This window comes from Actinomadura roseirufa (assembly GCF_900659635.1).
In the GTDB taxonomy this organism is placed as follows: domain Bacteria; phylum Actinomycetota; class Actinomycetes; order Streptosporangiales; family Streptosporangiaceae; genus Spirillospora; species Spirillospora roseirufa.
The window spans coordinates 1-24,404 of record NZ_CAACVB010000120.1 but is presented as its reverse complement, the minus strand read 5'-3'; the positions used below and the strand labels follow the sequence as shown (position 1 = coordinate 24,404).

General features: G+C 73.0%; 16 protein-coding genes and 1 rRNA gene. 7 read left to right on the top strand and 10 right to left on the bottom strand.

What is annotated here, in order from left to right:
* The first annotated feature begins 183 nt into the window (after positions 1-183).
* Positions 184-300: ribosomal RNA gene (gene rrf, locus E1291_RS23840) — 5S ribosomal RNA — on the top strand.
* An 85-nt stretch (positions 301-385) separates the two neighbouring features.
* Here rrf and E1291_RS23835 read toward each other — a convergent pair.
* The gene (locus E1291_RS23835; protein WP_131740205.1) at positions 386-1,459 is read right to left on the bottom strand and encodes an alkene reductase; all 1,074 of its coding nucleotides are present in this window, start codon (positions 1,457-1,459) and stop codon (positions 386-388) included.
* A 111-nt stretch (positions 1,460-1,570) separates the two neighbouring features.
* Here E1291_RS23835 and E1291_RS23830 point away from each other — a divergent pair, with 111 nt between their 5' ends.
* Entirely contained in the window at positions 1,571-1,960 is a 390-nt protein-coding gene (locus tag E1291_RS23830; RefSeq protein WP_131740204.1) for a MerR family transcriptional regulator, read from the top strand.
* A gap of 548 nt (positions 1,961-2,508) precedes the next feature.
* Here the strand turns inward: E1291_RS23830 and E1291_RS23825 are convergent.
* Both E1291_RS23825 and E1291_RS23820 read right to left on the bottom strand, forming a co-directional pair.
* Positions 2,509-2,712 (bottom strand): hypothetical protein, encoded by a 204-nt coding sequence (locus E1291_RS23825; RefSeq protein ID WP_242614333.1) that lies wholly within the window; start codon positions 2,710-2,712, stop codon positions 2,509-2,511.
* 241 nt (positions 2,713-2,953) lie between these two features.
* Positions 2,954-3,751 carry an ArsR/SmtB family transcription factor gene (locus E1291_RS23820; RefSeq protein ID WP_131740202.1) on the bottom strand — a complete coding sequence of 266 codons (798 nt, stop codon included), beginning with the start codon at positions 3,749-3,751 and terminating at the stop codon, positions 2,954-2,956.
* A gap of 296 nt (positions 3,752-4,047) precedes the next feature.
* Between E1291_RS23820 and E1291_RS23815 the strand changes: the two genes are divergently transcribed.
* From E1291_RS23815 to E1291_RS23800, 4 genes are all read left to right on the top strand, one after another.
* On the top strand, positions 4,048-5,229 hold the full coding sequence (locus E1291_RS23815) for an RDD family protein (protein WP_131740201.1): 1,182 nt from the start codon (positions 4,048-4,050) through the stop codon (positions 5,227-5,229).
* 172 nt (positions 5,230-5,401) lie between these two features.
* Positions 5,402-8,824, top strand: coding sequence for a hypothetical protein (locus E1291_RS42190; protein ID WP_165495264.1), 3,423 nt, complete (start codon positions 5,402-5,404; stop codon positions 8,822-8,824).
* A 41-nt stretch (positions 8,825-8,865) separates the two neighbouring features.
* Entirely contained in the window at positions 8,866-12,813 is a 3,948-nt protein-coding gene (locus E1291_RS23805) for a hypothetical protein (RefSeq protein ID WP_131740200.1), read from the top strand.
* Positions 12,814-12,822: 9 nt separating this feature from the next.
* Positions 12,823-14,133, top strand: a complete 1,311-nt coding sequence (locus E1291_RS23800; protein WP_131740199.1) for a hypothetical protein — start codon at positions 12,823-12,825, stop codon at positions 14,131-14,133.
* 45 nt (positions 14,134-14,178) lie between these two features.
* Here E1291_RS23800 and E1291_RS23795 read toward each other — a convergent pair whose 3' ends face one another.
* The 4 genes from E1291_RS23795 to E1291_RS23780 all read right to left on the bottom strand — a co-directional run bounded on the left by E1291_RS23795 (position 14,179) and on the right by E1291_RS23780 (position 19,055).
* Entirely contained in the window at positions 14,179-14,745 is a 567-nt protein-coding gene (locus tag E1291_RS23795; protein WP_131740198.1) for a P-loop nucleotide/nucleoside kinase family protein, read from the bottom strand.
* Positions 14,745-15,761: an enolase C-terminal domain-like protein gene (locus E1291_RS23790; RefSeq protein ID WP_306434479.1), complete on the bottom strand. Its 1,017-nt coding sequence runs from the start codon at positions 15,759-15,761 to the stop codon at positions 14,745-14,747. Before E1291_RS23790 ends, E1291_RS23795 begins: the two co-directional genes overlap by 1 nt.
* A gap of 128 nt (positions 15,762-15,889) precedes the next feature.
* Positions 15,890-17,413, bottom strand: coding sequence for an LCP family protein (locus tag E1291_RS23785; protein WP_131740196.1), 1,524 nt, complete (start codon positions 17,411-17,413; stop codon positions 15,890-15,892).
* Between the two features lie 205 nt (positions 17,414-17,618).
* Positions 17,619-19,055, bottom strand: a complete 1,437-nt coding sequence (locus E1291_RS23780) for a GuaB1 family IMP dehydrogenase-related protein (protein WP_131740195.1) — start codon at positions 19,053-19,055, stop codon at positions 17,619-17,621.
* A gap of 833 nt (positions 19,056-19,888) precedes the next feature.
* On the opposite strand from E1291_RS23780, the gene E1291_RS23775 reads away from it, so the two are divergent.
* Entirely contained in the window at positions 19,889-20,800 is a 912-nt protein-coding gene (locus E1291_RS23775) for an Lrp/AsnC family transcriptional regulator (RefSeq protein WP_131740194.1), read from the top strand.
* Between the two features lie 90 nt (positions 20,801-20,890).
* Here the strand turns inward: E1291_RS23775 and E1291_RS23770 are convergent, their stop codons facing one another.
* From E1291_RS23770 to E1291_RS23760, 3 genes are all read right to left on the bottom strand, one after another.
* Complete coding sequence (locus tag E1291_RS23770) at positions 20,891-22,489, bottom strand: Na+/H+ antiporter (RefSeq protein WP_131740193.1); 1,599 nt, start codon at positions 22,487-22,489, stop codon at positions 20,891-20,893.
* A 28-nt stretch (positions 22,490-22,517) separates the two neighbouring features.
* Complete coding sequence (locus E1291_RS23765) at positions 22,518-23,408, bottom strand: LysR family transcriptional regulator (RefSeq protein WP_131740192.1); 891 nt, start codon at positions 23,406-23,408, stop codon at positions 22,518-22,520.
* Positions 23,409-23,516: 108 nt separating this feature from the next.
* Positions 23,517-24,404, bottom strand: an 888-nt coding sequence (locus E1291_RS23760) for an MFS transporter (RefSeq protein ID WP_131740191.1), incomplete at its 5' end; no start/stop codon positions are given.

Sequence of the window (24,404 nt, the reverse complement as noted above, 5' to 3'; positions counted from 1 at the left end):
CCGGTACTAATAGGCCGAGTGGCTTGAACACACTGAACGTTCAAAGTGAGTCGCTGTGTGGTGTTCGCGTCCCTGTGTGGTTCCCAGAAAACAACTGGGTGCCCGTTGTTGATTTATGAATATCGAGCTTGAGTCGCTCGGATGACGAGTTTCCCGCACCTTTCGGGGTGTTGGGGTTGGTCGTTCGGTGGTTTTGGCGAGAGGGAAACACCCGGTCCCATCCCGAACCCGGAAGTTAAGCCTCTCAGCGCCGATGGTACTGCATGGGTGACTGTGTGGGAGAGTAGGACACCGCCGGACTCTTTTTGGAGGGGGCCCCGCCGTTATGGCGGGGCCCTTTCTCATTTCAGTCGGACGGAGCCGTCATTCGCCATCGCCGGCGGGGTCAGGCGGTGTACTGGTACGCGGGGTAGGTCAGATAGCCCGCGTCCCCGCCCGCGTAGTAGGTGGCCTCATCCGTAGGGGCGATCGGAAGGCCGGTGCGCAGGCGCTCGACCAGGTCGGGGTTGGCGAGGAAGCCGCGGCCGAAGCTGATCAGCTCGGCGCCGAGGCCGAGCCAGCGGTCGGCCTCGGCGCGTCCCGTCTGCTTCGGGCCGAGCGGGAGCACCGGGTTCATGATGAGGGTTCCGGGCCAGGCACGGCGTAGCCCGATGAGGACATCGTCGTCGACGGTCGCTTCGAGATGGACGTGCGCCGGCCCGATGGGAGCCAGAGCGGTCAGCAGCGCGGTATAGAGCTCGGAACTGTCGGTCTCCTCGACTCCCCAGAACGTCGCACCGGGAGACAAGCGGATCCCGGTCCTCGCCCCGCCGATGGCCTCGACGGTGGCGGACACCGCCTCCACCGCGAACCGGATCCGGTTGGTCACCGAACCGCCGTAGACGTCCGTGCGCAGGTTGGCGTTCGACGAAAGGAACTGGGAGATCAGATAACCGTTGGCGCCGTGCAGCTCCACGCCGTCGAAACCCGCGTCGACGGCGCGCCGCGCGGCCCGCGCGTAGGACAGGGCGTGCTCGGGAACCTCGGTGGTGTCCAGCGCGCGCGGTATCGGCGCCGGCTGCCGGCCGGTCGGTGTGAAGACCTCGCCCACGGCCGGCACGGCCGACGGCCCGACCGGCCGCATGCCCATGGTCTCGGGATGCGACACCCGCCCGCCGTGCATGATCTGGGCGAAGATCCGTCCGCCGTTGGCGTGCACGGCGTCGGTCACCGGCCGCCAGGACGCCACCTGCTCGTCGGTGTGCAGACCCGGCGTACCGGGGTTGGACTGCCCGATCAGGCTCGGCTGTACGCCCTCGCTGATGATCAATCCGGCCGTGGCGCGCTGGGCGTAGTAGGCGGCCATGGACGGCGTCGCGAGCCCCCCGGCCGCGGCCCGGGCCCGTGTCATCGGAGCCATCACCACCCGGTTGGGCAGCGTCAGGTCACCGAGCCGATAGCCGCTGAACAAAGACATCACAGAGCCCTCCTCGTCCGCCGCGCCCGAATCCCGGGCACCACGGCTACGCTAAAACCTGACGTCCATGTCAGAGGCAAGGGCTATGCGGCAGATCACATCCCGGAGGACGAGGTGCGCATCGGGGAACTCGCGTCACGGGCCGGCGTCAGTGTCCGGTCGCTGCGCTACTACGAGGAGCAGGGCCTGCTGACCAGTACCCGCAGCCCGAGCGGGCAGCGTCACTACACCGACGACCGGGTCGAGCGGGTCAGGTTCATCCAGCGGTTGTACGCCGCCGGCCTTTCCAGCCGCACCATCGCCGAGGTCATCCCCTGTGTCGACTCTCCCAGCGAGGAGACCAGCGACGCCGCCTTCGAACGCATGGTGCGCGAGCGCGGCCGGCTCTCCGAGCACATCGCCGATCTCGTCCGCACGCGTGACGCCCTCGACGAGCTGATGACCGTGAACCGGTCGCATCGTGCGACCCTGCCCACTCCGCCCCGGTCCACGGCGCAGGCGTGAGGGCCCCGCGCGGGACGGTCACATGGATGATCACGGTGGCGAGGCCGGGTGGTCCGGTCGGCCGGGCCGGGCGAGCCTGACATCTCGGCTGGGTAGGGGAGACCGACCTCCAGGGCTCCGGTGGCGATGATGCCGATGGCGGTGACAGCCGGGCCCGGGCGGGGGCGAGAAGGGGGCGGCGCGTAGGACAGGGCGCTCGATGTCGGGCCCGCGCCGGCGAACGATCCCGTCGGTCAGCGGCCTATCCGGATCAAGGCCGGCGGCAGCTGGCGAACGACGGCCGTGCCGCATATCTTCCGGCCGAAAGGCGGTGCGCCTCGCGTAGGCGAGGACCGCCCGATAGGGCGGCGGTATTCCGGATTCCTCGGACGATGCCGCGCTCGGCCTGGCCGAAATGCGTCCGCTGGTCAATGCGAGAGTGGCTTGTCGCATTGGAAGAAGCTGCGGCGAGACCGGGACAGATGTTCGAAATGTTCTGTGCGTATCGCATCATGGGTGCGGTGGTGTTCGCACGGGCCGGGTGCGGCCCGTGCTCTCGCATGCCGCCCTCAGTGGTGCCGTCTCATCGTCCAGAAGACCCAGTTCCCCCCTGACGTGGAGGACGCCACGTCCCAGCCGTAGCGGCCGAGGTCGCAGAGAACGGCGACCAGTTCGTTGTAGTTGCCGTTGAGGCGCCGCTCGTCGCCGCCGGGCAGATTGATGCGGATGGCGTGCTCGTCCCACAGCCATTCGATAGTCGCGAACTCGTACACGGAAATGGATGCTCCTGACCTTCTCGAAGGGCAGGAGTTTAACACGCGCCTCGGCTGATGAGCTGGGCATTCATCGCGAAGAGGGGCCATCGGAGCGGGCTGCCGCGAGGGAATTTCCGTCGGCTTTCGGGACCGTTGCCTCTGGATATCCTCGTCGTTTTGTGCTGCGCCGGATCGGACCTGGACGGGGTGCTGCTTCGTTCGCGGAGAAGGAGCCACCGAGGCGGGCGTACGCGCCGGCTCAGGAGTACAGGCCCTCGCCGGTCTCCAGGAGGGTCTTGAGGTCGCTGAGAACCTGGGGCCAGCCGCCACCCGCCTGAGGCAGTTCACCGGAGGTCTGGGCCGTGGTCTGCGGGGCGCCGGTGGTGTCGTGGGTGACGGTCAGCCGGGAGACTCCGTCCTCGCCCTCCTCGATCTCGTAGGTGAGGCGCGTGAAGTCCTCGCCCAGGAACAGGGCCCGCCAGGTCTGGACGAGCCTGCGCGGCGGGTCGGCCTCGATGACCTCGCCGTCGACCAGGACGTCCGGGGCGCCGCCTTCCTTCATGACCTCGCTCGCCAGGCCCCGGAACGCGCCGCCCTTGCGCAGGTCGTACTCCACGGGGGCCCGGTAGCCGAACTTGACGGCCCACTCCGGAGTGGTGATGGCGTCCCAGATCGCCTGTGGCGCGGCCTTGATGTAGACGCGGTACACGCCGACGGTGGCTTCGGTCTTCGTCGTCATGCCGGTTCCTTCCAATCGATGCTTGAGGTCGGCCAGCGCTCCCGCGGGCCGCTCGGTGTACTTGTCGATCCACCGGTCGTGGATGAGCCGGATCGGAACCGGGTTGAGGAAGTGCAGCTTCTCCCGGCCCGAGCGGCGCGTGACCACCAGTCCCGCGGCCTCGAGGACCCGCAGGTGCTTGGCGGCGCCGAAGCGCGTCATCTCCAGTTCCGATTCCAGTTCGCCGAGGGTGCGTCCATCCCGGGCGAACAGCAGGTCGAGCAGGAAACGGCGGGTCGGATCCGCCAGCGCCTTGAACGCCAGATCGTCGTCCGTCACCCCTCCAAAATAGGTGACTAAAAGGTCACATGTCAATGGACGGGCGGCGCCGCGGCGGCCGGGGCCTTCCGGGTGTGGCCATGGCCGAACCGTCGCGGGCCGGCACGCCGAGGAAAAAATCTACAACGTAAAGGTGTGCCTCAGCCGCGAGCCGGTTCCCACCTTCGTCGCCCGGCACTCCCTCGGGTTACCGAAGTCCTACTGAAACCCGACTGGCCGGGGGGAAGGCGCGGGTCTTAAACTCCTTGCGGCTTCGGTGTCCTGATCAGCTGCGAAAACGACCTTAAGGGGCTTCAGTGCACGGCCCTTCGCCCTACCCGCCGCCCTATCCGCCGCCGCTCCCGGCCCCGGTCTTCCCCCATCCGGACGCCGAGATCGGCCCGGACCGCCGGCGTCGCCTCGCGGCCTGGGGCATCGACGCCGCCCTGCTGGCCTGCGTCGCCGCGCTCCTCGCCACGATGACCTGGGGCCGGCTGCACACCCTCGTCCTGGACGGGCTGTGGGGCCGGCTGCTGTCGGCGACGATCGGGCTGCTGCTGTCCGGGGGCGACGTCGGCAAGGCCGCGGCCGACTTCGGCGCGGGCGTGTGGGGCACGGTCGTCAGCGACATCGAGCAGGCCCTGCTCCTGATGGTGCTGATCGAGTTCGCCTACCACTTCGCCGGGCAGGCGTGGGCGGGCCGCACCCTCGGCAAGGCCGCCCTGGACCTGCGGGTCCGGGGCGTGGAGGGGGCGCCGCTCGGCAAGGGCCGCGCGGCGGGCCGCGCCTTCGTCACCACGCTCGGCGGCACCGGCGTGTACAGCGTGGCGTGGGCGCTGCTGCTGGAGGGAGAGTTCTTCTTCTCGCTCGTCGTGTGGTTCGCCGCCGTGGCGTTCTTCGCGGCCAACAGCGCTCCCGCGCTGTTCGGCTCCCGTGGCCGCACCCTCGCCGACCTCATGGCCTCCACCACCGTCGTCCGCGCGGACGGCTACACGCGCGCCGCCGAACTCGCCCGCCAGGGCGCCGGGGCCGCCTGGGACGGGGCGCAGGCGGCGGGCCAGGTCGCCGGGCAGGCCGTCCGCGACCACGCCGTCCGCGTCGCGCAGGCCGAGCACGCCCAGCGGCTCCAGGAGCTCGGCCGCCAGTCCGCGGGCAGGGTGCGCGACGCGATGGCGAGCGAGCGGGCTCAGCAGGTCCAGGACGCGGGCAAGCGGATGGGCGGCAGGCTCAAGGACGCCTACAACGACCGCCGCTCCGCCCGGGACGGACAGACGCCGCCGGTGCCGCCCGCCCACGAACCGCCCGCGCTCGCGCCGCCGCAGCCACAGTACGACCCGTACGGGTACGGGAATCCCCACCAGCCCTACGCGGCACCTCCGCAGCAGTACGGGCCACCCCAGCAGCAGCCGTACGCGCCGCCGCGGCCCTACATGCCGCCGCCGCAGTACGCGCCGCCCCCACCCGCGGATCCCGACGGGCAGGACCCTCAACGCGGGTGAGCCCCGGGCCCGCCGTTCTCCCGGAGGCCCCCGCCCGCCTGTGATTCCCCGCTTTCGGCCGTGCGGTCCGATCAACGGAACGTGCCTTGGCCGTGGCTCCCCGCTCGTGCACGCTACCGATGGAACAGGTCCTTGATCTTGTCTTCGGAGCGCGTGGGGAAGGGCGGGTTCGATGGTTTCCTGGAGGAGTCCGATCTCCCGGCGCCTGGTCTTGCTGCTGGGCGGCGGAGCGATCCTGAGCGTCGGCGTCGGCCCCAGCGCGCGGCGGCTCCCGCGCGCGCTGGTGGAGGGGACGGCTCCGACGGCGACACTGCGGCTGATACGGCCGCAGGACATGCTCGTCCTGGACTTCGACTTCCACAACCTCGCGCCCTCGTTCGACACCGACCCGCCGCAACTGCGCCGCGTCGACTCCGGGGCGCTGGCCTACGTGGTGGTGCGCTTCGAGCCGCAGCACCTGATGGAGGCGACCGTCTGGGAGGACGTCACCGACCCGCCCGCGCCCGGCGCGGTGCGCGGCAAGGGCGTCGGTCCGAGCCGGCTGGCTTTCGTCGTGCCCGAGACGGTCAAGTCGCTGCCCTACACCGAGGAGGGCCTGCTGCGTTGGTGGCCGTGGATCCTGCAGGCGGTGCCGTCGCCGCCCGCGGGGTCGCCGCCCGGCGCACTGCACTCGGACCTGCTGGTGGTGGACTGGCTGCATCTCACGCCGGAGCGGGAGGGCACCTGGGCGCACGCCGCCGCGCCCGTCGTCCACGGCGCCCGGACGGAGCTGTGGCACACCCGCCTCGCGGTCCGCGGCCCGAACGGCAGGCCGCGGGAATCGATCGGGATCGGTGAACCGGACGGCGCTCTCGTCCCGAAGCTGCGCGCCGTGCACCGCGACGCGCCCTCGGGGGACGAGCGGTCGGTGTTCACGGCCCTCTACCCGCCCAACGCCACCGACCCGCCGGGGCAGATCGTCGAGCTCGCCGGGAACCGCGCGCTCGGCGCGTACCGGCCGGTCGACGCGGGGCTGCTCGCGCTGAGCGCGATGGGCGCCACGCTCGACCTGGACGCCCACTGGGGCCCGAGCGCCGGCTTCGACCTCAAGGGCTGGAAGCACACCGCCTCGGTCGGCCGCGACACCAAGGTCGTCGTCGAGGAGTACGGCTTCCTGTTCCCGTTCGGGCACCGCGCCGAGCTCGTCTCCGAGACCAAGCGGATCGTGGACGAGGCGAACGGCGTCGCCTACCTGCGCCAGCGGCAGTTCATCCGGCTGACCGAGCGGACCAAGACCTATCCGGCCGCGTTCCAGAAGTCGCGGGGACGGGCGTTCCCGTTCACCGACCTCACGATCACCACCCCGGCGCCGCCCGACCTGCCCAAGGAGAAGGAGCCGCTGCCCGGCGGGCCTCCGGACACGACGAGCACCGCGTTCTGGGTCCAGGACGTCAACGCCCCCAAGGAGGGCGGCGGCCACGCCGACGTCGTGTTCTCGCTCTCCGGCACCGACGTGACGGGACGGCGCGTCGCGTTCACCTCGCCCCTGGCGTTCATGCCGGCCGTGGCCGCGCGGAACACGAACGATCCCCTCCACAGGTCCGTCCTCGGGAGGTTCGGGACCTACGACGACATCGCGGGGGACACCGTGAATCCCCGGCGGGTGATCGACCTGCGCGGCCAGGACGTGGCCTACGCCGAGGAGAACAGGCCCGGTACCACCAGCTTCCCGACCGTCCGGTGGTTCTGGGGGGTCGAGGGGCCCGACCGCGACCTTGAGCCGCCTCTGGACCCCGGACAGCAGCCGGACGGCCGGGACCACGCGCCGCTGGACTCGCCGGTGTTCTATCCGAGGATGTTCGCCGCCGAGGCGCGGGTCCCCGCCATCGACGCCGTCATCGGGCCGGGCGGGCCCGTGTTCCTCGTCCACGACGCCGCCTACCTCGAGCACGGCTTCGGGCACCTCAAGAGGCTCGTCGACAGCGGCGACGACGCACGGATCTTCGTCCGGGTGCAGAGCTCGGTCGCCGCCATCGCCAAGGCGGTCGTGCGGGGCGACCGCACCGCCGACGCCCCCGTGCGGCGGGCCGTCGACAACACCGTCACGGCCGGTGGCATCGCCAACCCCGACCTGGCGATCGGGGCGTTGTCGGACTCCAGGCTCGGCCCCATCAGCGGCCTCCAGGACTCCATCGACAAGCTGCAGGACAGCGGTGAGATCAAGTTCGACGAGTACTTCCCGAATCTCGGGAACACGCTGCGGCAGGCGGCGATCTTCGGGGAGATCGCGCTGGGCAAGCTGTTCAAGGACGGACCGGTCGGGCTGAACGGGCCGCAGATCTATAAGATCACCGACTACCCGCTGGGCACCGACGGCCTGCCGCGCAAGGACAAGAAGCCGATCGGCTACACCATCAGCTTCGAGTTCGTCGACACCGTCAAGCTCGACCCGCCCCTGCCGCTCAAGGTGCATCAGTGGCCCGGCGGCGCGGTCAGGACCACGTTCTCCCTGCAATGCAGCCACCAGGTCAACTGGGTCACCAATACTCCCGGAACGGGTAACAGGGCGGTCGCGGAGGTCGCCGGCTCGCTGAGGGAGTTCGACCTCGTCCTCGGCTACCTCCGGCTCGTGTTCACCAAGCTCGCCTTCACATGGAAGGAAGGCGGGGGAGCGAGCCTCGACCCCGACATCGACAAGGTCGAGTTCGAGGCGCCACTGGACGTCGTCAAGGCGCTCGGCGACGCCATCATGAGCGACCGGCGCGGACCCGGCCTGCTCCCCGGCGAACGCGAGCGCGGCGAGCACGGGCGCGGAGGACGGGCGCTCGCCGAAGGGGGGAAGAAGGGGCTCGGCTTCAAACTCATGAAGCTCGACCTGAACCACATCGGGGTCGGGGTGACCTTCGACATCCCCTCGGTCCCCCTCGGGTTCTTCGCCCTGGACGGGATCCACTTCGAGGCCGGGGTGATCCTCCCGTTCAGCCCGGCCCTTCCGGTGCCCGACACCGAGGGCCGCGCCGACCGGCTGCGGCTCCGCTTCGCGTTCGGGGCGCCCGACGAGAAGTTCAAGGTGAGCGTGTACGGCCTCGGCGGCGGCGGGCACTTCGAGATCGAGGTCAGCAGCCGGCAGATCGAGAAGCTCGACGCGTCGCTCGAGGTCATCGGCAACGTCGCCCTGGACCTCGCCGTCGCCGCCGGGCGGGTCCTCATCGAACTGGGCGTGTTCTTCCGCCGGGAGGTCAAGGAGAAGAAGAACCACTCCGGGACCTACGTCGAGGTCCATCTGGGCGGCTACCTGCGCATCAGCGGCCGGTTCAGCGTGCTCGGGCTGATCAGCCTGAACCTGGAGCTGTACGCCGACGCCGAGTACGTGAACCAGGACGGCACCGGCGGCGTGTTCGTCCACGCGCACGTCACGGTGTCGATCGACCTGACGTTCTGGCACGTCAGCGTGGGCGTGTCGTTCACCAAGACCTTCCTCGGCGCCGACCGGCTCCAGATGCCCGACGGCGGCGGCACGGCGCGCGCCGTCGCCGCCGCACCGGCCCCGGCCACGTTCGGGGACCTGGTCGGCCGTGACGACTGGACGCTGTACTGCGCGTCGTTCGCCGCGTGACGCGGCCCGAAGCCCCGCCCGAACCACGAAGGAGAGACGACATGGCCGCGTCACAGATCGTCTGGACGCCCCTGCCCAACGGACACGGCGACGGCCGGCTCCGGCTCTCGGTGCTGGTCGCCCCCCGGCTCGCCGGTGCCACGACGCTCGCCGGATTCCCCGAGTGGCTCGCCTGGCCCCAGGTACGGCCGGCGTTCTCGGTCACCTTCCAGGGCGGGGCGAAGGCGCCCGCCACGATCGCGGGCCCGCCGCCGAGGCTCGACCTGTGGCAGCGGCTGTTCACCCGGGACACGCCGGTCGCGGCGCCGCCCGCCCCGGTCGCCGCCGCGGCCGGCGCGTCCCCGGTACCGCCCATCCGCTCGTGGCCGCACCGCACCGCCCGGGCGCTCGCCCGCGCCGAGCACGTGTCGGCGATGGCCTACGCCCCCACCGCGCCGAGGACCGTCAACGACCACTTTCCGCAGGGCTCGGTCTCCGCGCGCCGGAACGGGGAGGAAGGGCCGTCGGTCACCGACATCTACCTGTCGTCCGAACGGCGCGAGAAGGCCGCCGAGGCGATCGACACCGCCATCCGGGAGAAGGGCTACTTCCTCGGCGGGGCGCTGCCCGGCTTCTCCGCCACCGAGATCGACTTCCTGCTGGCCGAGCTGTTCCACGAGCGTCCCCGCAACGCCTCCGTCGCGCCGCGGACGCGCACCCTCGCCGACCACGTCCGCTTGATCGCCGCCGACGGGGACCTCGACTTCCACAGCGCGCTCGGCTCGCTCGCCCAGTACCCGGCGCTCCAGCGGGCTCTCGGCCTCGTCATCGACCTCACCGTCGACCCCGCGGCCATCGGCGTGCCCATTCCGAGCGACCCGGTCACCCTGAGCATCGAGGCCCAGTGGCCCGGAACGGCCACCTACACGCCCGTGTACCCGGTCGTCGCCGCCACTTTGACCACCACCGTGTTCCAGGCGAAACCCTCGGGGACGACGCAGAAGGACGGTTTCCTCGCCCTCGACACCGACCAGTTCGGCGTCATGGAGGTCGAGGCCGACTCCGCCGCCCGGCTGCTCGCCTCACTGAGCCAGACGCTCAACACCCGGCGGACCCGGAACTCCGGCGGCCTGGCGGCGGCCGGGGACGCGCCGCCGCCGCGGGCGGGCGATCTTCCCCTGGATCCCGGGGAGGACGCCGCGCCGCTGCCGGCGCTGCGCAGCAGCGGCCTGTCGGTCTTCCAGGCGAACCGCGCCAAGGCCCTGCACGAGCGGCTGACGGCGTCCACGGCCAGGGCGGCGAACCTCACCCGGCTCGCCCAGGACCCCTTCCACGCCGAGGACCTCACCTACGGGATCCGGGTCGACGTCTGGGACGACACGACCAAGCGCTGGTACAGCCTGTGCCGCCGCAAGGGCGCCTACGACGCCGCCGGAACCGCCTTCACCGCCGACGACGAGGGCGCCGTCCACCTGGCGCACGCCCAGCGGCCGGGCGACCCGACCATCTACCTGCACGAATCGCTGTTCAGCTGGAGCGGATACAGCCTGGTCGCCAACCGCCCCGGCGCCAGGAAAGAGATCGTCGACGGGAAGGAGGTGACGGTCGGCCCCGACAGCGAGCCCACCGGCCCGGTGAAGCTCAAGACCTCCTTCCGCGCGACCGGCCTGCCCAAGCTGCGCTACGGCCGCGGCTACAGGTTCCGTGCCCGCGTCGTGGACATCGCGGGCAACGGTCCAGGCCCGGACGACCCCGCCACGGCGCCGAGCTCGCCCCTGGTCACCTACCTGCGGTTCGAGGCGGTCACCTCTCCGCTGCTGCTCCCGGCGGCGCCGCGCACGCCCGCCGAGACCGTCCAGCACATGGTCATCCGCGGCGACCACGACGCCCCGGCCACCGGCGACTGCCAGCGCCACGCCGTCCCGCCCCGGATGAGCCAGCTGATGGCCGAGCAGCACGGCCTCTACGACGTGCGGCCCTCCCCGCTCAACCCCGGCGGCATCGACACCCTCGCCTACGACGAGATCGTCCGCAGGGACAGGGGGACCCTCGCGACCGGAGGCAAGAGCGACCCCGAAGGCTGGGGTCACGTCCGCTACTACGAGGACCCGGTGCTGTCCGTCCCGTACCTGCCCGACGTGCTGGCACGCGGCGTCGTCTTCCGTGGCCTCCCCGGGATGGGCGCGGACGAGCCCTTCCCCGTCGAGTTCGGGCCGGGCCCGCCCCGCGCGTTCCGGATCCGCCTCGTCAACGGCACCGGCAAACCCGTCTATGACGGTGTCACCCGGACGCTCACCGTGCGGCTCCCACCCGGCCGGACCGCGGACGTCCGGTACGCCAGCCAGATCAGGGACGCCGACCTCGGCGTGCTGGGGATCTGGACGTGGTTCACCGGCAGCGGCAGGCAGCCGGGAGGCGGGCTGAGCGTCGCCGACCTGCGCAGGTACGCCACCGAGGGCCGGCTGTGGCAGCTGACCCCCGCCCGGACGCTGACCCTGACGCACGCCGTCGCGCGGCCGATGGCGCCCCCCGCCTTCGCCAAGCCCGCGGCGGCCCGGCGGCCGGGCGAGACCACGGCGAAGTTCCTCGACACCCTGACCCTCGACCGGGCCAGCACCGACCACGTGGACATCGTGGTCTCCTGGACCCAGCCGATCGACGACCCGGCCGACCCCGAGCCCACCGTGCGGCAGGGGCACGGCCTGGTCGCCAGGCTCACCGCGCCCGAGCACGCCCCCGAAGGCGACCGGATCACCCTGCAGGACCGGCACGAGTTCAACGACACCGTCCACCGCCTGGTCACCCTGTCGGCGTCGAGCGCGTCGCGGTTCGTCGACTTCTTCCGGCGGCGGGCCACGGTGACGCTCTCGGGCACCGCGAAGGTCACCCTGACCGGCGCCGGGATCGCACCCGGGACGCTGCGGGTCACCGACCCCGAGAACGGCCGCGACTACGCGCAGGACCACGGCGACGCCGGCTCGATCACCGGTGACTACGTGGTGGACGTCGTCGCGGGCACCCTGGCCCGCGCCGAGAAGGGCTCGGCGATTCCCGACGGCGCCGCCGTGGACGTCTCGTTCGTGGCGGGCTCGGTCACCCGGTCCAGCACCGAGGCCCAGCAGCCGGTCGTGGTGAACGTGCGCTCCTCGGCACGGCCCGCCGTCCCCGACGTCGCCTACCTCGTCCCCACCTTCGGCTGGGAGCGGGCGGCCGGCGAGGCGGTCACCAGCACCCGCCGCGGCAACGGGCTGCGCGTCTATCTGCGGCGCCCCTGGTACTCCTCCGGCGACGGCGAGGTGCTCGGCGTGGTGCTGGCCGAAGCGGGGGGCGAGCCGCCCGCGCGGCTCCGGCAGTACGTGACACTGCGCGGCCAGGACCCCCTCTTCGCGTCCGCGCCCGCCTCCATCGCGCCCGGGACCGCCGAGTTCCCGCTGGCCGTCCACCCGAAGAAGGGCTACCGCCTCGCCGAAGCCGAGACCGTCCCCGGCCTGCCGACCGTGGCCGTCGCGCCGCACGCCGTCGGCTACGACAAGGAACGGCGCCTGTGGTACTGCGACATCACGCTCACCCAGGACCGTGCCTACGCCCCGTTCGTGCGGCTGGCCCTGGCGCGCCTCCAGCCGGACTCGCTGAGCGGCCTCGAACTGTCACCGGTCGTGCACGCCCAGTTCGCCCAGCTCAACCCGGACCGGACCCTCTCGGTCGTCACCGACCCCGCCGACGCGACCCTGCTGCACGTGGCCGTGTCCGGCGCGACGTACACGGCCGCCGCCGACCGGACCGCCGAGGTGAAGGCCGAACTCCAGGTGGCCGACCGCGCCCCCGCCGGAGCCGTGGGCTGGACCACGGTCGCACGGACCGGGCTGACCCGCTCCGAGGGCCAGTGGAAGGGCGACCTGAGGGCGCCCGGCCCCCGCGGCGCCCGCCCGATGCGGCTGGTCGTCGAGGAACGCGAGCGGCCGTCCGACGGCGGGACCCGGCTCGTCTACGTCGACGCCGTCGAGATCTAGGAGCATGCCATGAGACGGTTCCCCCGTCCGGCCGACCGCCCGATCACCCGGCTGGTCACCTGTCTGGTGACCGCCGCCGCCCTCGGATGCTCCGGGACGGCCGCGCTCTCGGCGTCCGCGGCGCCCCCCGGCCCGCGCGCCGCCGCCCGCCTCAAGCAGGACCTCCTGCGCCACGCGCGGACGCCGGGCGCACCGGCCGCGGAGGGCGTCGGCAACGGCGTCTTCCAGGTGTACGCGACGCCCGCGGGACGCCCCGGGGCCGGGCAGTTCACCGTCACGACCGGCACGGCCAACCCCGCCGGGCCCGGCCGGGACGTGCTGTTCGGCCAAGGCGCCCCCGGCACGAGCTACATGATCGTCCGGGACGTGGACGACAACGGCACCGACTACGTGCAGGGGCAGATGCTCACCCACGCGAACGAGCGGTCCCTGGACGACTACCCCAGCTACCAGTCCGTCTCCGGCAACACGATCACGACCAGCTGGTCGCCGCCGTCGCTCACCATCGACCAGACCGTGTCGGTCACGGGGACCACCGCCGCCGACACGCGCGTCACCGTCACCACCAAGATCTATGACTTCCACACGGCCAAGCACCGGTTCCGGATCCAGTACCTGTGGGACACCGCGATCGGCGCCGACGACGGGCCGGCCGTCCAGCCCCGCCCCGCCGGAACCCCCTACCGGCCGTTCGATCCCGTCATCGGCGTCGAGCACACCGCCGCCACCGGCGGCGAGGACACGGTCGTCGTCGACGACGACGCCAACACGGGCCCGCCCACGCTCGCCGTGGCGGTCTCGGGCACCGGCAGGCCGCAGGCGGTCCCCGAAACGGTGAAGTACGTGTGCTGGCCCGACGCCGTCTACGCGCCGCTGGGCGAGTACGTCACCGACGACACCCGCGACATCAGCGGCTCCGGCTCCGGCTGCCGCAACGCCAACGGCGCCGCCGACTCGGCGCTGGCGCTGGTGTGGTCGGCGAACGCCGCCCAGGGGAGCCCCGAGGTCGCGGCCTCGCTGCGGATGAGCCCGCCCACGCCGCACCCCACCACCATGAAGGCCGGGCCGCTCTCGCTGGGCTCGGCGACGGCGGCGCTCACCGACACCGCGACCGGGAAGCCGCTCGCGGGCCGCGCCGTCCGGTTCACCTCCGGAGCCTCGTCCTGCGCCAAGGTCACCGACGCCTCCGGGCACGCCACCTGCGGCGGGCTGCTCGGCGGCCTGCTCGGATACGACGTGGCCTACGCCGGGGGCGCCGTCTGGGGACCGTCGAGCGATCACGGCGGCCTCCTGCTCGCGGGCCGGGCGCCGCGCCGCTGACCCCGTCCGCCTCGTCCCGCCGGCCGGGCGGGGACGAGGCGGGCCTCAGCCCGCCAGGGCGTCGAGCTGGGACTCCAGGGACACCTGAGCCGTGAGACGGTTGTCCACCGGTGCGTGGGGGACCGGAGGCGGCTCCCCGGGCCGCATCCGGGCGACGAAGGCGTCGAAGGCCGCCAGCTTGCCCGCGTCCCGGGCCAGCCCCCGCGCGCGCAGCCGGTGCGCCAGGGTCGCCTCGTCCGTGCGGATCCAGACGAGCCGCACCGGTCCGCCGCCCAGCGCGACGACCCACTCGTCCCAGCGGGCGGGGGAGCGGATCTGGCCGGTGAAGGGACCGCTGAGCAGGACGGGACAGCCGCGGGAGCGGATCTCGCGGGCCGTGGCGGTCATCCCCGCGTACTCGTGGACCTTGACGTGCTCGTCGTACCAGGGCCCCTCGCGCTCACCCGGGTCGCGCCCGCCCGCGGCCAGCACCGCGGCGGCGAACGGCCCGAACATCGTGTCCTTGTCGAGCAGCGCGGGCACGGGACGCAGCCGCGCCAGCAGCAGGTCCGACACGGTCGTCTTGCCGGAGCCCGGCGGGCCCGCCACGACCCAGGCGGCGGCGGGGGACATCAGGTGGACAGCCGCACCCGGCGGGTCGCCAGCCGCCCGATGCGCTCCTCGTCGATCTCGTGGCCGAGTCCCGGCTGGGTGAGCGGGACCCCGACCACCCCGCCCGACGAGCGGACCGGCGGCGTCACGAACACCGGCCCGCCGGCCGGGTCGGACACGTCGCTCGGCAGCGTGCAGCCCGGCAGCGCGGCCAGCGCCACGGCGGCCGCCTGGCCGACGCCGAACGCGCCGGAGCCGCTGCACCACACGTCCCAGCCCGCCGCGAAGGCCAGGTCGTGGGCGCTGCGGGCGGCGGTCAGCCCGCCGAGCCGGTCCAGGCGCAGGTGCAGGGCGCGGCCCGCCTCCAGCGACAGCGCCGCGTCGAGGGTGTCGAGATCGCCGATGTCCGGCGCGATCGCCATGCCCACCCGCCGCTGGAGCCGGGCGTGCGCGGCCAGGTCGGCGGCGGCGAACGGCCGCTCGACCGCGACCAGGCCGTAGGCGTCCAGGCCCTCCAGCACCGCGAGGTGCTCCGGTGAGGCGGTGTAGGCGTGGCCGGCGTCGGCGACGAGCGCGAGCGCCGGGTACGCCTGCCGGATCAGCCGGACGGGCTCGATGTCCCAGCCGGGACGCACGTCCAGCGTCACCCGGGTGTGCCCGGCGCCGACGGCCTGGTTCACCCGGCCCGTGACCGTCTCCAGCACCGGCTCCGGCGAGATCCGCGCGCCGGTCGTGATCGAGGTGCGGGTGCCGCCGAGCGCGTGCGCGAGCGGCAGCCCCCGCGCCCGGCACCACAGGTCCCAGCAGGCGACGTCGATCGCCGCGGCCGCGACGCGGGCGCCGAGGTCGGCGGTGGCCGACACGTCCTCGGGCCGTTCCCACTCCAGCCCGATCAGGGCCGGTCCCATGCGCTCCTCGATGTCGGCCCAGGCCGAGGCCGCGGGCCCGTCCGGCGCGGCGGCCTCGCCCCAGCCCACCGTGCCGTCGTCACCGGCGAGCCGGACGAGGATGCTCTCCGGCCGCCGCCCACGCGGCATCGCCACGCGGAAGGCCTCACAGCCGTGGATCCGAGGCACCCGGCACCCTCCCGATCGGACGTCTTGCCATCAATGATCCCCCCTCGGGGGACCGGGCCGGACCTCCGTGGCGGAGGCATCGCGGGGCGTCAGGACGGGCAGCTCGCCTCCAGCGACACCGGCTTGGTCTGTGCAGCGTGCGCCTTGTCCGTCGTGCCCGTCGTGCCCGGCTTCGGGCTGTTCTCCGCCTCCGGCGTGCCGCCCGGGGACGGCGTGCCCGGCGTCGCGCTCGCCGGGGAGCGCGGGGCGGCGCTCGCGGACGGGCTCGGCGGGGCCTTCGGGCCGACGGCCTTGGCCGCGAGCCGGCGGATCAGCGCGAAGTCCGGGTTGCCGGTGCTGATCAGCGGCGGCACGAACGGCATGCTGTCGATCTGCGCGCCGTCCTTGACCTTGCCGGACAGCTTCATCAGCGCAGGCAGCAGCTCCTGCGGGATGTCGGTGGACAGCGTCCGCTTGGCGGCGGCGGCGAGCTTGTCGAAGCTGGTGAGGACCGTCTGCGGGTCGGCCTGCTGCGCGATCGCCCGCATCAGGCACTTCTGCCGGCCCATCCGGACGTAGTCGTCGCTGTCGGTGCGGGACCGCCCGTACCAGAGCGCCTCCTTGCCCTTCAGCTTCCGGTCGCCCGGCTGGAGCACCGAGCCCTCCAGCCCGTAGGGGATGGGCTGGGTGATCTTCACCTTGACCCCGCCCATGGCGTCGACGATGTCGGCGAAGCCGAACATGTCGACCAGGATGTAGTAGTCGACGCGCATGCCGAGGATCCCGGCGATGGTGGCCTTCAGCAGCTCCGGCCCGCGGTGGTTCTTGGCGACCCCCGGCACGATGTCCGGGTGCTCCTCGGCGTACTGGTACACCTCGTTCAGCAGGCCCGGCGTCTGCGGGCCGTCACCGGTGAAGCCGTAGGGGAAGCGGTCGCGGGCGGGGCCGGGCGGCAGCTGGAACTTCTCCAGGTTGCGCGGCAGGCTCAGCAGGACCGTGTCGCCGCTCTCGGTGTCGACGCTGGCCACCGTCATGCTGTCGGTGCGCACGCCCGTCCGGTCGGCGGCGGCGTCGCCGCCGAGCAGCAGCACGTTGACCCGCCGTTCCCCGTTCCACGGGTCGTCGGTGTCGATGTGCCGGCCGTTCTCGCTCCCGGTGCGGAAGATGCTCGTCAGCGCGTCCCGGTAGACGTAGGTGCTGTGCGCGGACCACGCCATCGGCACCGCGACCGTGAAGCACAGCACGGCGACCGCGCCCGCCCCGAGGGTGCGGGCGCCCGCCGACAGCCCGGCGGGCCGCAGCACCTGGTACGAGCGGATCACGACGGCGACCCACACCAGGCCGACCAGGACCAGCGCGGCGGCGATCCGCTGCAGCGCGTCCGGCCGGACGGCCAGATGCACCAGGTCGGGGCGGTAGACCGTGAACGCCGTCGCCACCACCCCGGCCAGCGCGAGGTACAGCGCCAGCAGCAGCCCGCCGGCGACGCGGCGTCCCGTGCACAGATGGGCGACGCCCCAGGCCAGGGCGGACGCGAGCGTCAGCGCCAGCGCGCGGCCCAGCCCCCCGGGCGCGGCGGAGGAGCCGTCCGGTTCCTTCGCCGCGGCACGCCGGCCCACCGATCGCCTCGACATGTACGCTCCGATCCCCCCGGGCCGCATGAATTCGGGCTCCGCCTCACCTTATGGACGCGCAGAACCGGGCCGAGGTTGCGTGGGAGTCGGCCGCATGCGAGCTTTTCGCTGCCTCAGGTGCAGCTCTTGCCCAGAATATGCAATCCCAACCCGGGAGGGGACCCCGGCGCGGCAATCGTGATCTTCCGATACCGCGCCGGGACGGTCACCAGCTCGTGGACAGCGGCATGCCCTCGGCGTATCCGGACGCGCTCTGGACGCCGACCGTGGCCCGCTCGTGGAACTCCTCCAGCGTCCGCGCGCCCGCGTAGGTGCACGCGCTGCGCAGCCCCGCGACGATCGAGTCGATCAGGTCCTCGACGCCGGGGCGCCGCGGGTCGAGGAACATGCGGGAGGTGGAGATGCCCTCCTCGAACAGGGCCTTGCGGGCACGGTCGAAGGGGGAGTCCTCGGCGGTGCGCAGCCGGACGGCCCGCGCCGAGGCCATGCCGAAGCTCTCCTTGTACAGCCGCCCGTCGGCGGCGCGCTGCAGATCGCCGGGGGACTCGTAGGTGCCGGCGAACCAGGAGCCGACCATGACGTTGGCGGCGCCCGCCGCCAGCGCCAGCGCCACGTCCCGCGGATGCCGGACGCCGCCGTCCGCCCAGACGTGCCGGCCGAGCCGGCGGGCCTCGGCGGCGCACTCCAGCACCGCCGAGAACTGCGGGCGGCCGACCCCGGTCATCATCCGGGTCGTGCACATCGCGCCGGGGCCCACCCCGACCTTGACGATGTCGGCGCCCGCCTCGATCAGGTCGCGGGTGCCCTCGGCCGTGACCACGTTCCCGGCCACCACGGGGACCGCCGGGTCCAGCGCGCGGACCGCCGCCAGCGCGCTGAGCATCTTGTCCTGGTGGCCGTGGGCGGTGTCCACCACGATCAGGTCGGCGCCCGCCTCCAGCAGGGCCTTCGCCTTGCCCGCCACGTCGCCGTTCACCCCGACCGCGGCCGCGACCCGCAGCCGGCCCGCGCCGTCGACGGCGGGCCTGTAGAGGGTCGCGCGCAGCGCGCCGGTGCGGGTCAGGACGCCCGCGAGCCGTCCGCTCGCGTCGACCACCGGGGCGAGCCGGTGGCCGCGCTCGTGCAGCCGGTCGAACGCCGTCCGCGGATCCACCCCGGCGGGGACCGTCACCAGGTCGCGCGACATGATGTCGCGCAGCTGGGAGAAGCGGTCGACGCTCTGGCAGTCGGCCTCGGTGACCACCCCGACGGGACGGTCGTCCTCGACCACGATCACCGCGTTGTGGGCGCGCTTGGGCAGCAGGGCCAGCGCCTCCCCGGCGGTGCTCGAGGGATCCAGCCGGATCGCGGTGTCGACGACCAGGTCGCGTCCCTTGATCCAGCCGATCACCTCGGCGACGACGTCGACCGGGATGTCCTGGGGAAGGACGGCGACCCCGCCGCGCCGCGCGACGGTCTCGGCCATCCGGCGGCCGGAGACGGCCGTCATGTTCGCCACGACGAGCGGGAGAGCGGTCCCGCTGCCGTCCACGGTGGAAAGGTCCACCTCAAGGCGAGATCCGACCGCCGAACGGCGGGGGACCATGAACACGTCGTTGTAGGTCAGGTCGTGAGTGGAATGCTCACCGTTCAGCAGACGCACGCTGGACTACACACCAATCGCCGATGAAAGTGGCCGGGCCACCGTACATTGTGATCCATACCCCCGGGTGCTTCGGCCAAGCCCGGGGCACGGCCGCCGGGAGGGCCCGCGGAATCGGCCGCGGGGCGCCCGCGAGGGGCCGCGCTCTGGGGTGATGACCCTGTGTCCCGGCGGGCCGTCCAAGTGATCCTGAACGGTTCGTCCGCCCCCTTCCAGCCGTAACGTCAGTGACCGCGTGTACAAGGCGGAAAACGGTGCAACGTGAGGCTTAGCTCTCTGTAAAGTTACCTCTTGACGTAACTGCGCCCCCGATGCACTTTTCTTACATGTGCCTCACGCGGACGGCCGACCCGCCGTAGTTCAGGGGCGCGACATCAGAACACCGGGAGAAGCGCATGCAGGCCACGCTCTTGACCCCGGTCAGCCGCGCACGTCCGCGCCGCGGGCCGCCCCGCCCCCGCGGCGATCCCGGACTCGGTCCCCGCGACGTCCCCCCGGACGCTCCGCAGGGCCCGCCGGGCGGTTCCCGGCGTGATCCCCCGTGCGCCGATCCCCGTCGCGCCCACCGCCGCCGTGCCCTCCGCCACTGCGCGAGACCCCCGCCCCGGCGCCCGCCACGCCGGGCTCGCGGTATCCGCCCGGCATCGTTGCGCTTTCGTACCGGTTTACGCGGCGTCCGAAACGTCGCCGCCCGGAACCGGCCACCGACGCTTCGACGGTCGCCGGGCATGGCGAACACGAGCAAGATCAATATTTGACGTCAGACAGTCCTGAAATGGAATGATCTTGCAGTTGCTGGCAAAACGATTCATCACATGTCGAGGAGGACAGCCGTGCTGGATGCGGTCGACGCCGTGCTCGTCCGCGAGCTCCAGCGGGATGGCAGGGCGACGTTCCAGGCGCTCGCCGACCGCGTCGGGCTTTCCCGCACGGCCGTGCGGGCACGGGTGCAGAACCTTCTCGAGACCGAGGTCGTCCGGGTCGTCGGCATCGTGCACGCCGCCGTCGTCGGCGCCGAGGCGATCGGGCACGTCTCGGTCACCGTGGAGGGCTCGGCCCGGGAGGTGGCCGCGGCCATCGCCGAGTACCCGGCCGTCAGCTTCACCGCGCTGACCGCGGGCCCGTACGACCTGGTCGCGCAGGTGCGCACCCGCGACGACGCCGCGCTCGCCACCGAGGTGGACCACATCAGGTCCGTCCCCGGCGTGCGCGCGGCGGAGGTGTTCCGGTCGGTCTCCACCGTGCGCGACACGCACGCGGTGGTGCGCGAGCTCGGCGAGGTCACCCTCGACGACATCGACTGGCGGCTCCTGCAGGAGCTGCAGCGCGACGGCCGCGCCCCCTACACCCGGCTCGCGCACATCATCGGGCTGTCGCAGGCCGCCACCCGGGCCAGGGTGGTCAGGCTCATGCGCACCGGCGTCATCCAGGTGACCGGGCTCGCCGACCCGCTGGCGCTCGGTGCCGCCGAGCTCGGCGGCTTCGGGCTGGTGGTCACCGGCGGGCTGCGCAAGGTCGCCGAGGCGGTGGCCGCCCAGGAGGGCGTCCGCTACCTCGCGACGGGCTTCGGCCGCTACGACATCGTCGGGCAGGCCGAGGCCGCCTCCCGCGCGGAGCTGGTCGCGGTGCTCGACGCCGTCCGCGCCGTGCCGGGCGTGACCGTGCGGGAGTCCTGGCACCACCTGGACGTGATCAAGGAGTCCTACGCGGTGGAACTGCCCGAGAGGCCGCTGAACGGCGGATAGACGGGCGCCTCGGCCACGGTGGGTCCGTGGCCGAGGCGACGCGCGTGGCGTCCCGCGCAGGGGCGCCGCCGCCCTCGGTCGTGGTCGCCCTCAGTCGCGGGCGAGGGCGACCTCTTCCAGGTCGAGCTCGTGCAGGACCCGGTCCAGCACCTCGTCGTCGATGCGGCGCTCGTCCCGCATGCGGACGAACACCTCCCGCTCGGCGGCGAGCATCTCCCGGCGCAGCCGCCGGTACGTCGCGGTCGGCACCTCCGCGCCCTCCGGGCCGGTCCCGCCGCCGAGGCGCTCCCACGCCTGCAGCTGCCGGTGCTCGGCCAGCCGCCGCAGCCGCTCCACGACCTCCTCGTCCAGGTCCTCGTCCGCCGTCAGCTCCTCCAGCCGCTCCAGCGCCGCGTTCGCCGCGGCGTGCTGCGCGCCCGCCTCCGCCACGATGTCCTTGTAGCGCTCCCGCTCGCTGCCGACGCCGAGCACGCGGATCAGCGCCGGGAACGTCAGCCCCTGGACCAGCAGGGTCCCGAGGACGGTCGTGAACGTGAGGAACAGGACCAGGTCCCGCCCCGGGAAGGGGTCGCCGCCGGAGGTGACGAACGGGACCGCGAACGCGGCGGCCAGCGACACCACCCCGCGCATTCCCGCCCATGACACGACGACGCGGGCACGCCAGCCCGCGCCCTCGTCCTTCTCCCGCACCCGTCTCGACAGCCACATCGGGATGTAGGACGCGGGGAACACCCACACGAACCGCGCGACGACCGTCACCGCCAGGACCGCCCCCGCCCAGCCGGCCAGCTCCGCCCAGCTCCGCTCGGACAGCCCGTCCACGACCGGCGGCAGCTGCAGGCCGATCAGCAGGAACACCACGGTCTCCAGCACGAAGACCATGACCTTCCAGAACGCGTGCCCGATCAGCCGGGTCACCGCCGGCGAGTCGGTGAAGCGGTGCCCGAGGTACAGCCCGCTGACCACCACGGCGATCACCCCGGACGCGTGCACGGTCTCGGCGAGCAGGTAGGCCGCGAACGGCGCGACGAGCGCCACGCCGTTCTCCACCAGCGGGTCGTCCAGCCGGGTCCGCAGCCAGTGCAGAGGCGGCCCGAGCAGCAGCCCCACCGCCGCCCCGGCCAGAGCCGCGAACAGGAAGCGCAGCACCCCGTCGGCCAGTGTGAAGCCCGCGCCCGTCGCCGCGATGACCGCCACCCGGAACGCCGTCAGCGCCGTCGCGTCGTTGAACAGGCTCTCGCCGACCAGCACCGTCACCGTGCGGCGCGGCAGCCCGAGCCGCTGCGCGACGCTCACCGCCGCGACCGCGTCCGGCGGCGCGACGATCGCGCCGAGCACGCACGCGGCGGGCAGGGGCAGGTCCGGGACGATCAGGTAGGCGGTGTACCCGACGGCGACCGTGGTGAACAGGACGAGCCCCACCGACAGCAGCGTGATCGACCGGACGTTCTCGCGCAGGTTGTAGTAGGAGCTCTGCCAGGCCGCGGAGAACAGCAGCGGGGGAAGGAACACGAACAGCACGAACTCCGGGTCGAGTTCGAACTCCGGGACCCCCGGCACGAACGAGAACACCAGGCCCGCGATGACGAGGAGCAGCGGCGCCGACAGCCCGAGGCGCCGTGCTCCCGCGGCCACCATGAGGGCGCTGACCGGCACGGCGAGCAGCCAGAGTGCGTGCGTCGTTCCCACCCGCCAGATGATGGCACGTCCGCGCCGGTCAGCGGTGCTCGCGCCCCCGGCCCTCGCGGGCGGTCTCCTTGGCGAAGGCCAGGAAGTCGCGGGCCGCCTGCGGCTGCTGCCGGTGCACGTGCACCAGACCGATCATCCGGGTGATCGGCGGCATGAACGAGCGGACCGCGACGCCCTCGGTGTCGTCGAGCTGGTTGCGGTACCACAGCAGGGAGCCGTGGCCCGCGCGCACCCAGCCCAGCCAGGAGCCGCGCTCGTCGGACTCCACGGCCGCGACGGGGGTCGCCCCGATCCGCCGCAGCATCGTGTCGATCTCGGCGCGGGGCGCGCTGCCCCGTGCCGGCAGCACCAGCCGCATGCCGTCCAGGGCGGCGCGCGGCACCGGCTCGCGCACCTTCAGCGCGGGCGGCGAGATCAGCACCACCTCACGCTGCTCGAACGGGTGCGCGGAGAGGTCGCCGGGCACCGGCAGGTCGGTGAGCGCCAGGTCGGCGCGGCCCGCGCGCAGCGCCGCCGCGACGCGGTCGCGGTCCTCGCAGCGGACGACCCGGACCCGTACGGCGGGCTGGTCGCGGGCGAACCGGGGGATCAGCCGCCCGGTCAGCTCCGGCTCCAGGGACACCGTGGTGGCGATGCGCAGCTCGGTGCCGCGCCTGCCGCCGCCGCCCGCACCCGACATGCCCTCGATCGCGTCGACGGCCTCGAGCGCGATCCGGGCCTGCCGGACGACCAGCTCGCCGACCGGGGTGAGGACGACGCCGCGGCCCGCGCGGGAGAACAGCTCCACGCCGAGCTCGCGCTCCAGCTCGCGGACGGCGCGGGAGAGGGCGGGCTGGGCGACGTACAGGGCCTGGGCCGCCGACGTCATCGTGCCGTGGTCGGCGGTCGCCACGACGTAGCGCAGCTGCCGCAGATTCATGCCCTGACCGTATGACAACGACGTGATCCGGTCCTGCACATAGCCGGAATCGGACCGGAGATCTGCCCCACCCCCCGGTAGGGGCGGTTCGTGCTAATGCGGGGTGAGTCAGGCCCGTTCGTTGCCGGCAGGCCCGTCGCCGGGCCCGGTGGCGGGGACGGTCTCGGCCTCGGGCTGCAACTGCGGGGCGCCGACGCCGCAGTGGCTCTTGCACTGCGGCTCGCGGCGGTCCCCGGCGGGCGAGCGCAGCGCGTCGTCGCCGACCGTCAGGAAGGTGAGCAGGGCGCCGGCCGCCAGCAGGCCGGCGCAGGCCGCCATCGCGAGCCGGAACCCGTGCGAGAACTCGGCGGGGTCGTTGAGGGCGGCGCCGGTCAGCCCGGTCAGCGGCGGGATGGCCGCGACGGCCAGCAGCCCCGCCGCCCGCGCCACGGCGTTGTTGACCCCGCTGGCCACGCCGGCGTGCCGCTCGTCCGCGCTGGCCAGGACGGTGGCCGTCAGCGGCGCCACGACCGCCGACAGGCCCAGCCCGAACACGATCACGGAGGGCAGCACGTCCGCGGTGTAGGAGGCGCCCGCGCCGATCCGGCCGACCAGCACCATCCCGGCGGCGGCGACCACCAGGCCGGCGGTCATCGGCAGCCGCGGGCCGATCTTCTGCGCGAGCTGGCCCGCCCGCGCCGACAGCAGCAGCATCAGCACGGTGACCGGCAGCAGCGCGGTGCCGGCGGCGATCGGCGAGAACCCGACGACCACCTGGAGGTTGAGCACGAAGAGGAAGAACAGCACGCCCATGCCGCCGTACACGACGAATGTGACGAGGTTGACGGCGGAGAACTGGCGGGAGGCGAACACCTCCAGGGGGAGCATGGGCGGCGGGACGTCGCCGCGGCGGCCCCTCAGCGTCGTGCCGTGCCCGCGGGCCCGCTCCAGCAGCACGAACAGGACCGCGGCGGCGAGCCCGGCCGCGCCCGCCGCCGCGATGGCCGCCGGCGCGGT

Coding starts and splice junctions, on each gene's coding strand:
- E1291_RS42190 (WP_165495264.1), top strand. CDS start 5,402: ATGGTTTCCTGGAGGAGTCCGATCTCCCGGCGCCTGGTCTTGCTGCTG.
- E1291_RS23805 (WP_131740200.1), top strand. CDS start 8,866: ATGGCCGCGTCACAGATCGTCTGGACGCCCCTGCCCAACGGACACGGC.
- E1291_RS23800 (WP_131740199.1), top strand. CDS start 12,823: ATGAGACGGTTCCCCCGTCCGGCCGACCGCCCGATCACCCGGCTGGTC.
- E1291_RS23795 (WP_131740198.1), bottom strand. CDS start 14,745: ATGTCCCCCGCCGCCGCCTGGGTCGTGGCGGGCCCGCCGGGCTCCGGC.
- E1291_RS23790 (WP_306434479.1), bottom strand. CDS start 15,761: ATGCCGCGTGGGCGGCGGCCGGAGAGCATCCTCGTCCGGCTCGCCGGT.
- E1291_RS23785 (WP_131740196.1), bottom strand. CDS start 17,413: ATGTCGAGGCGATCGGTGGGCCGGCGTGCCGCGGCGAAGGAACCGGAC.
- E1291_RS23765 (WP_131740192.1), bottom strand. CDS start 23,408: ATGAATCTGCGGCAGCTGCGCTACGTCGTGGCGACCGCCGACCACGGC.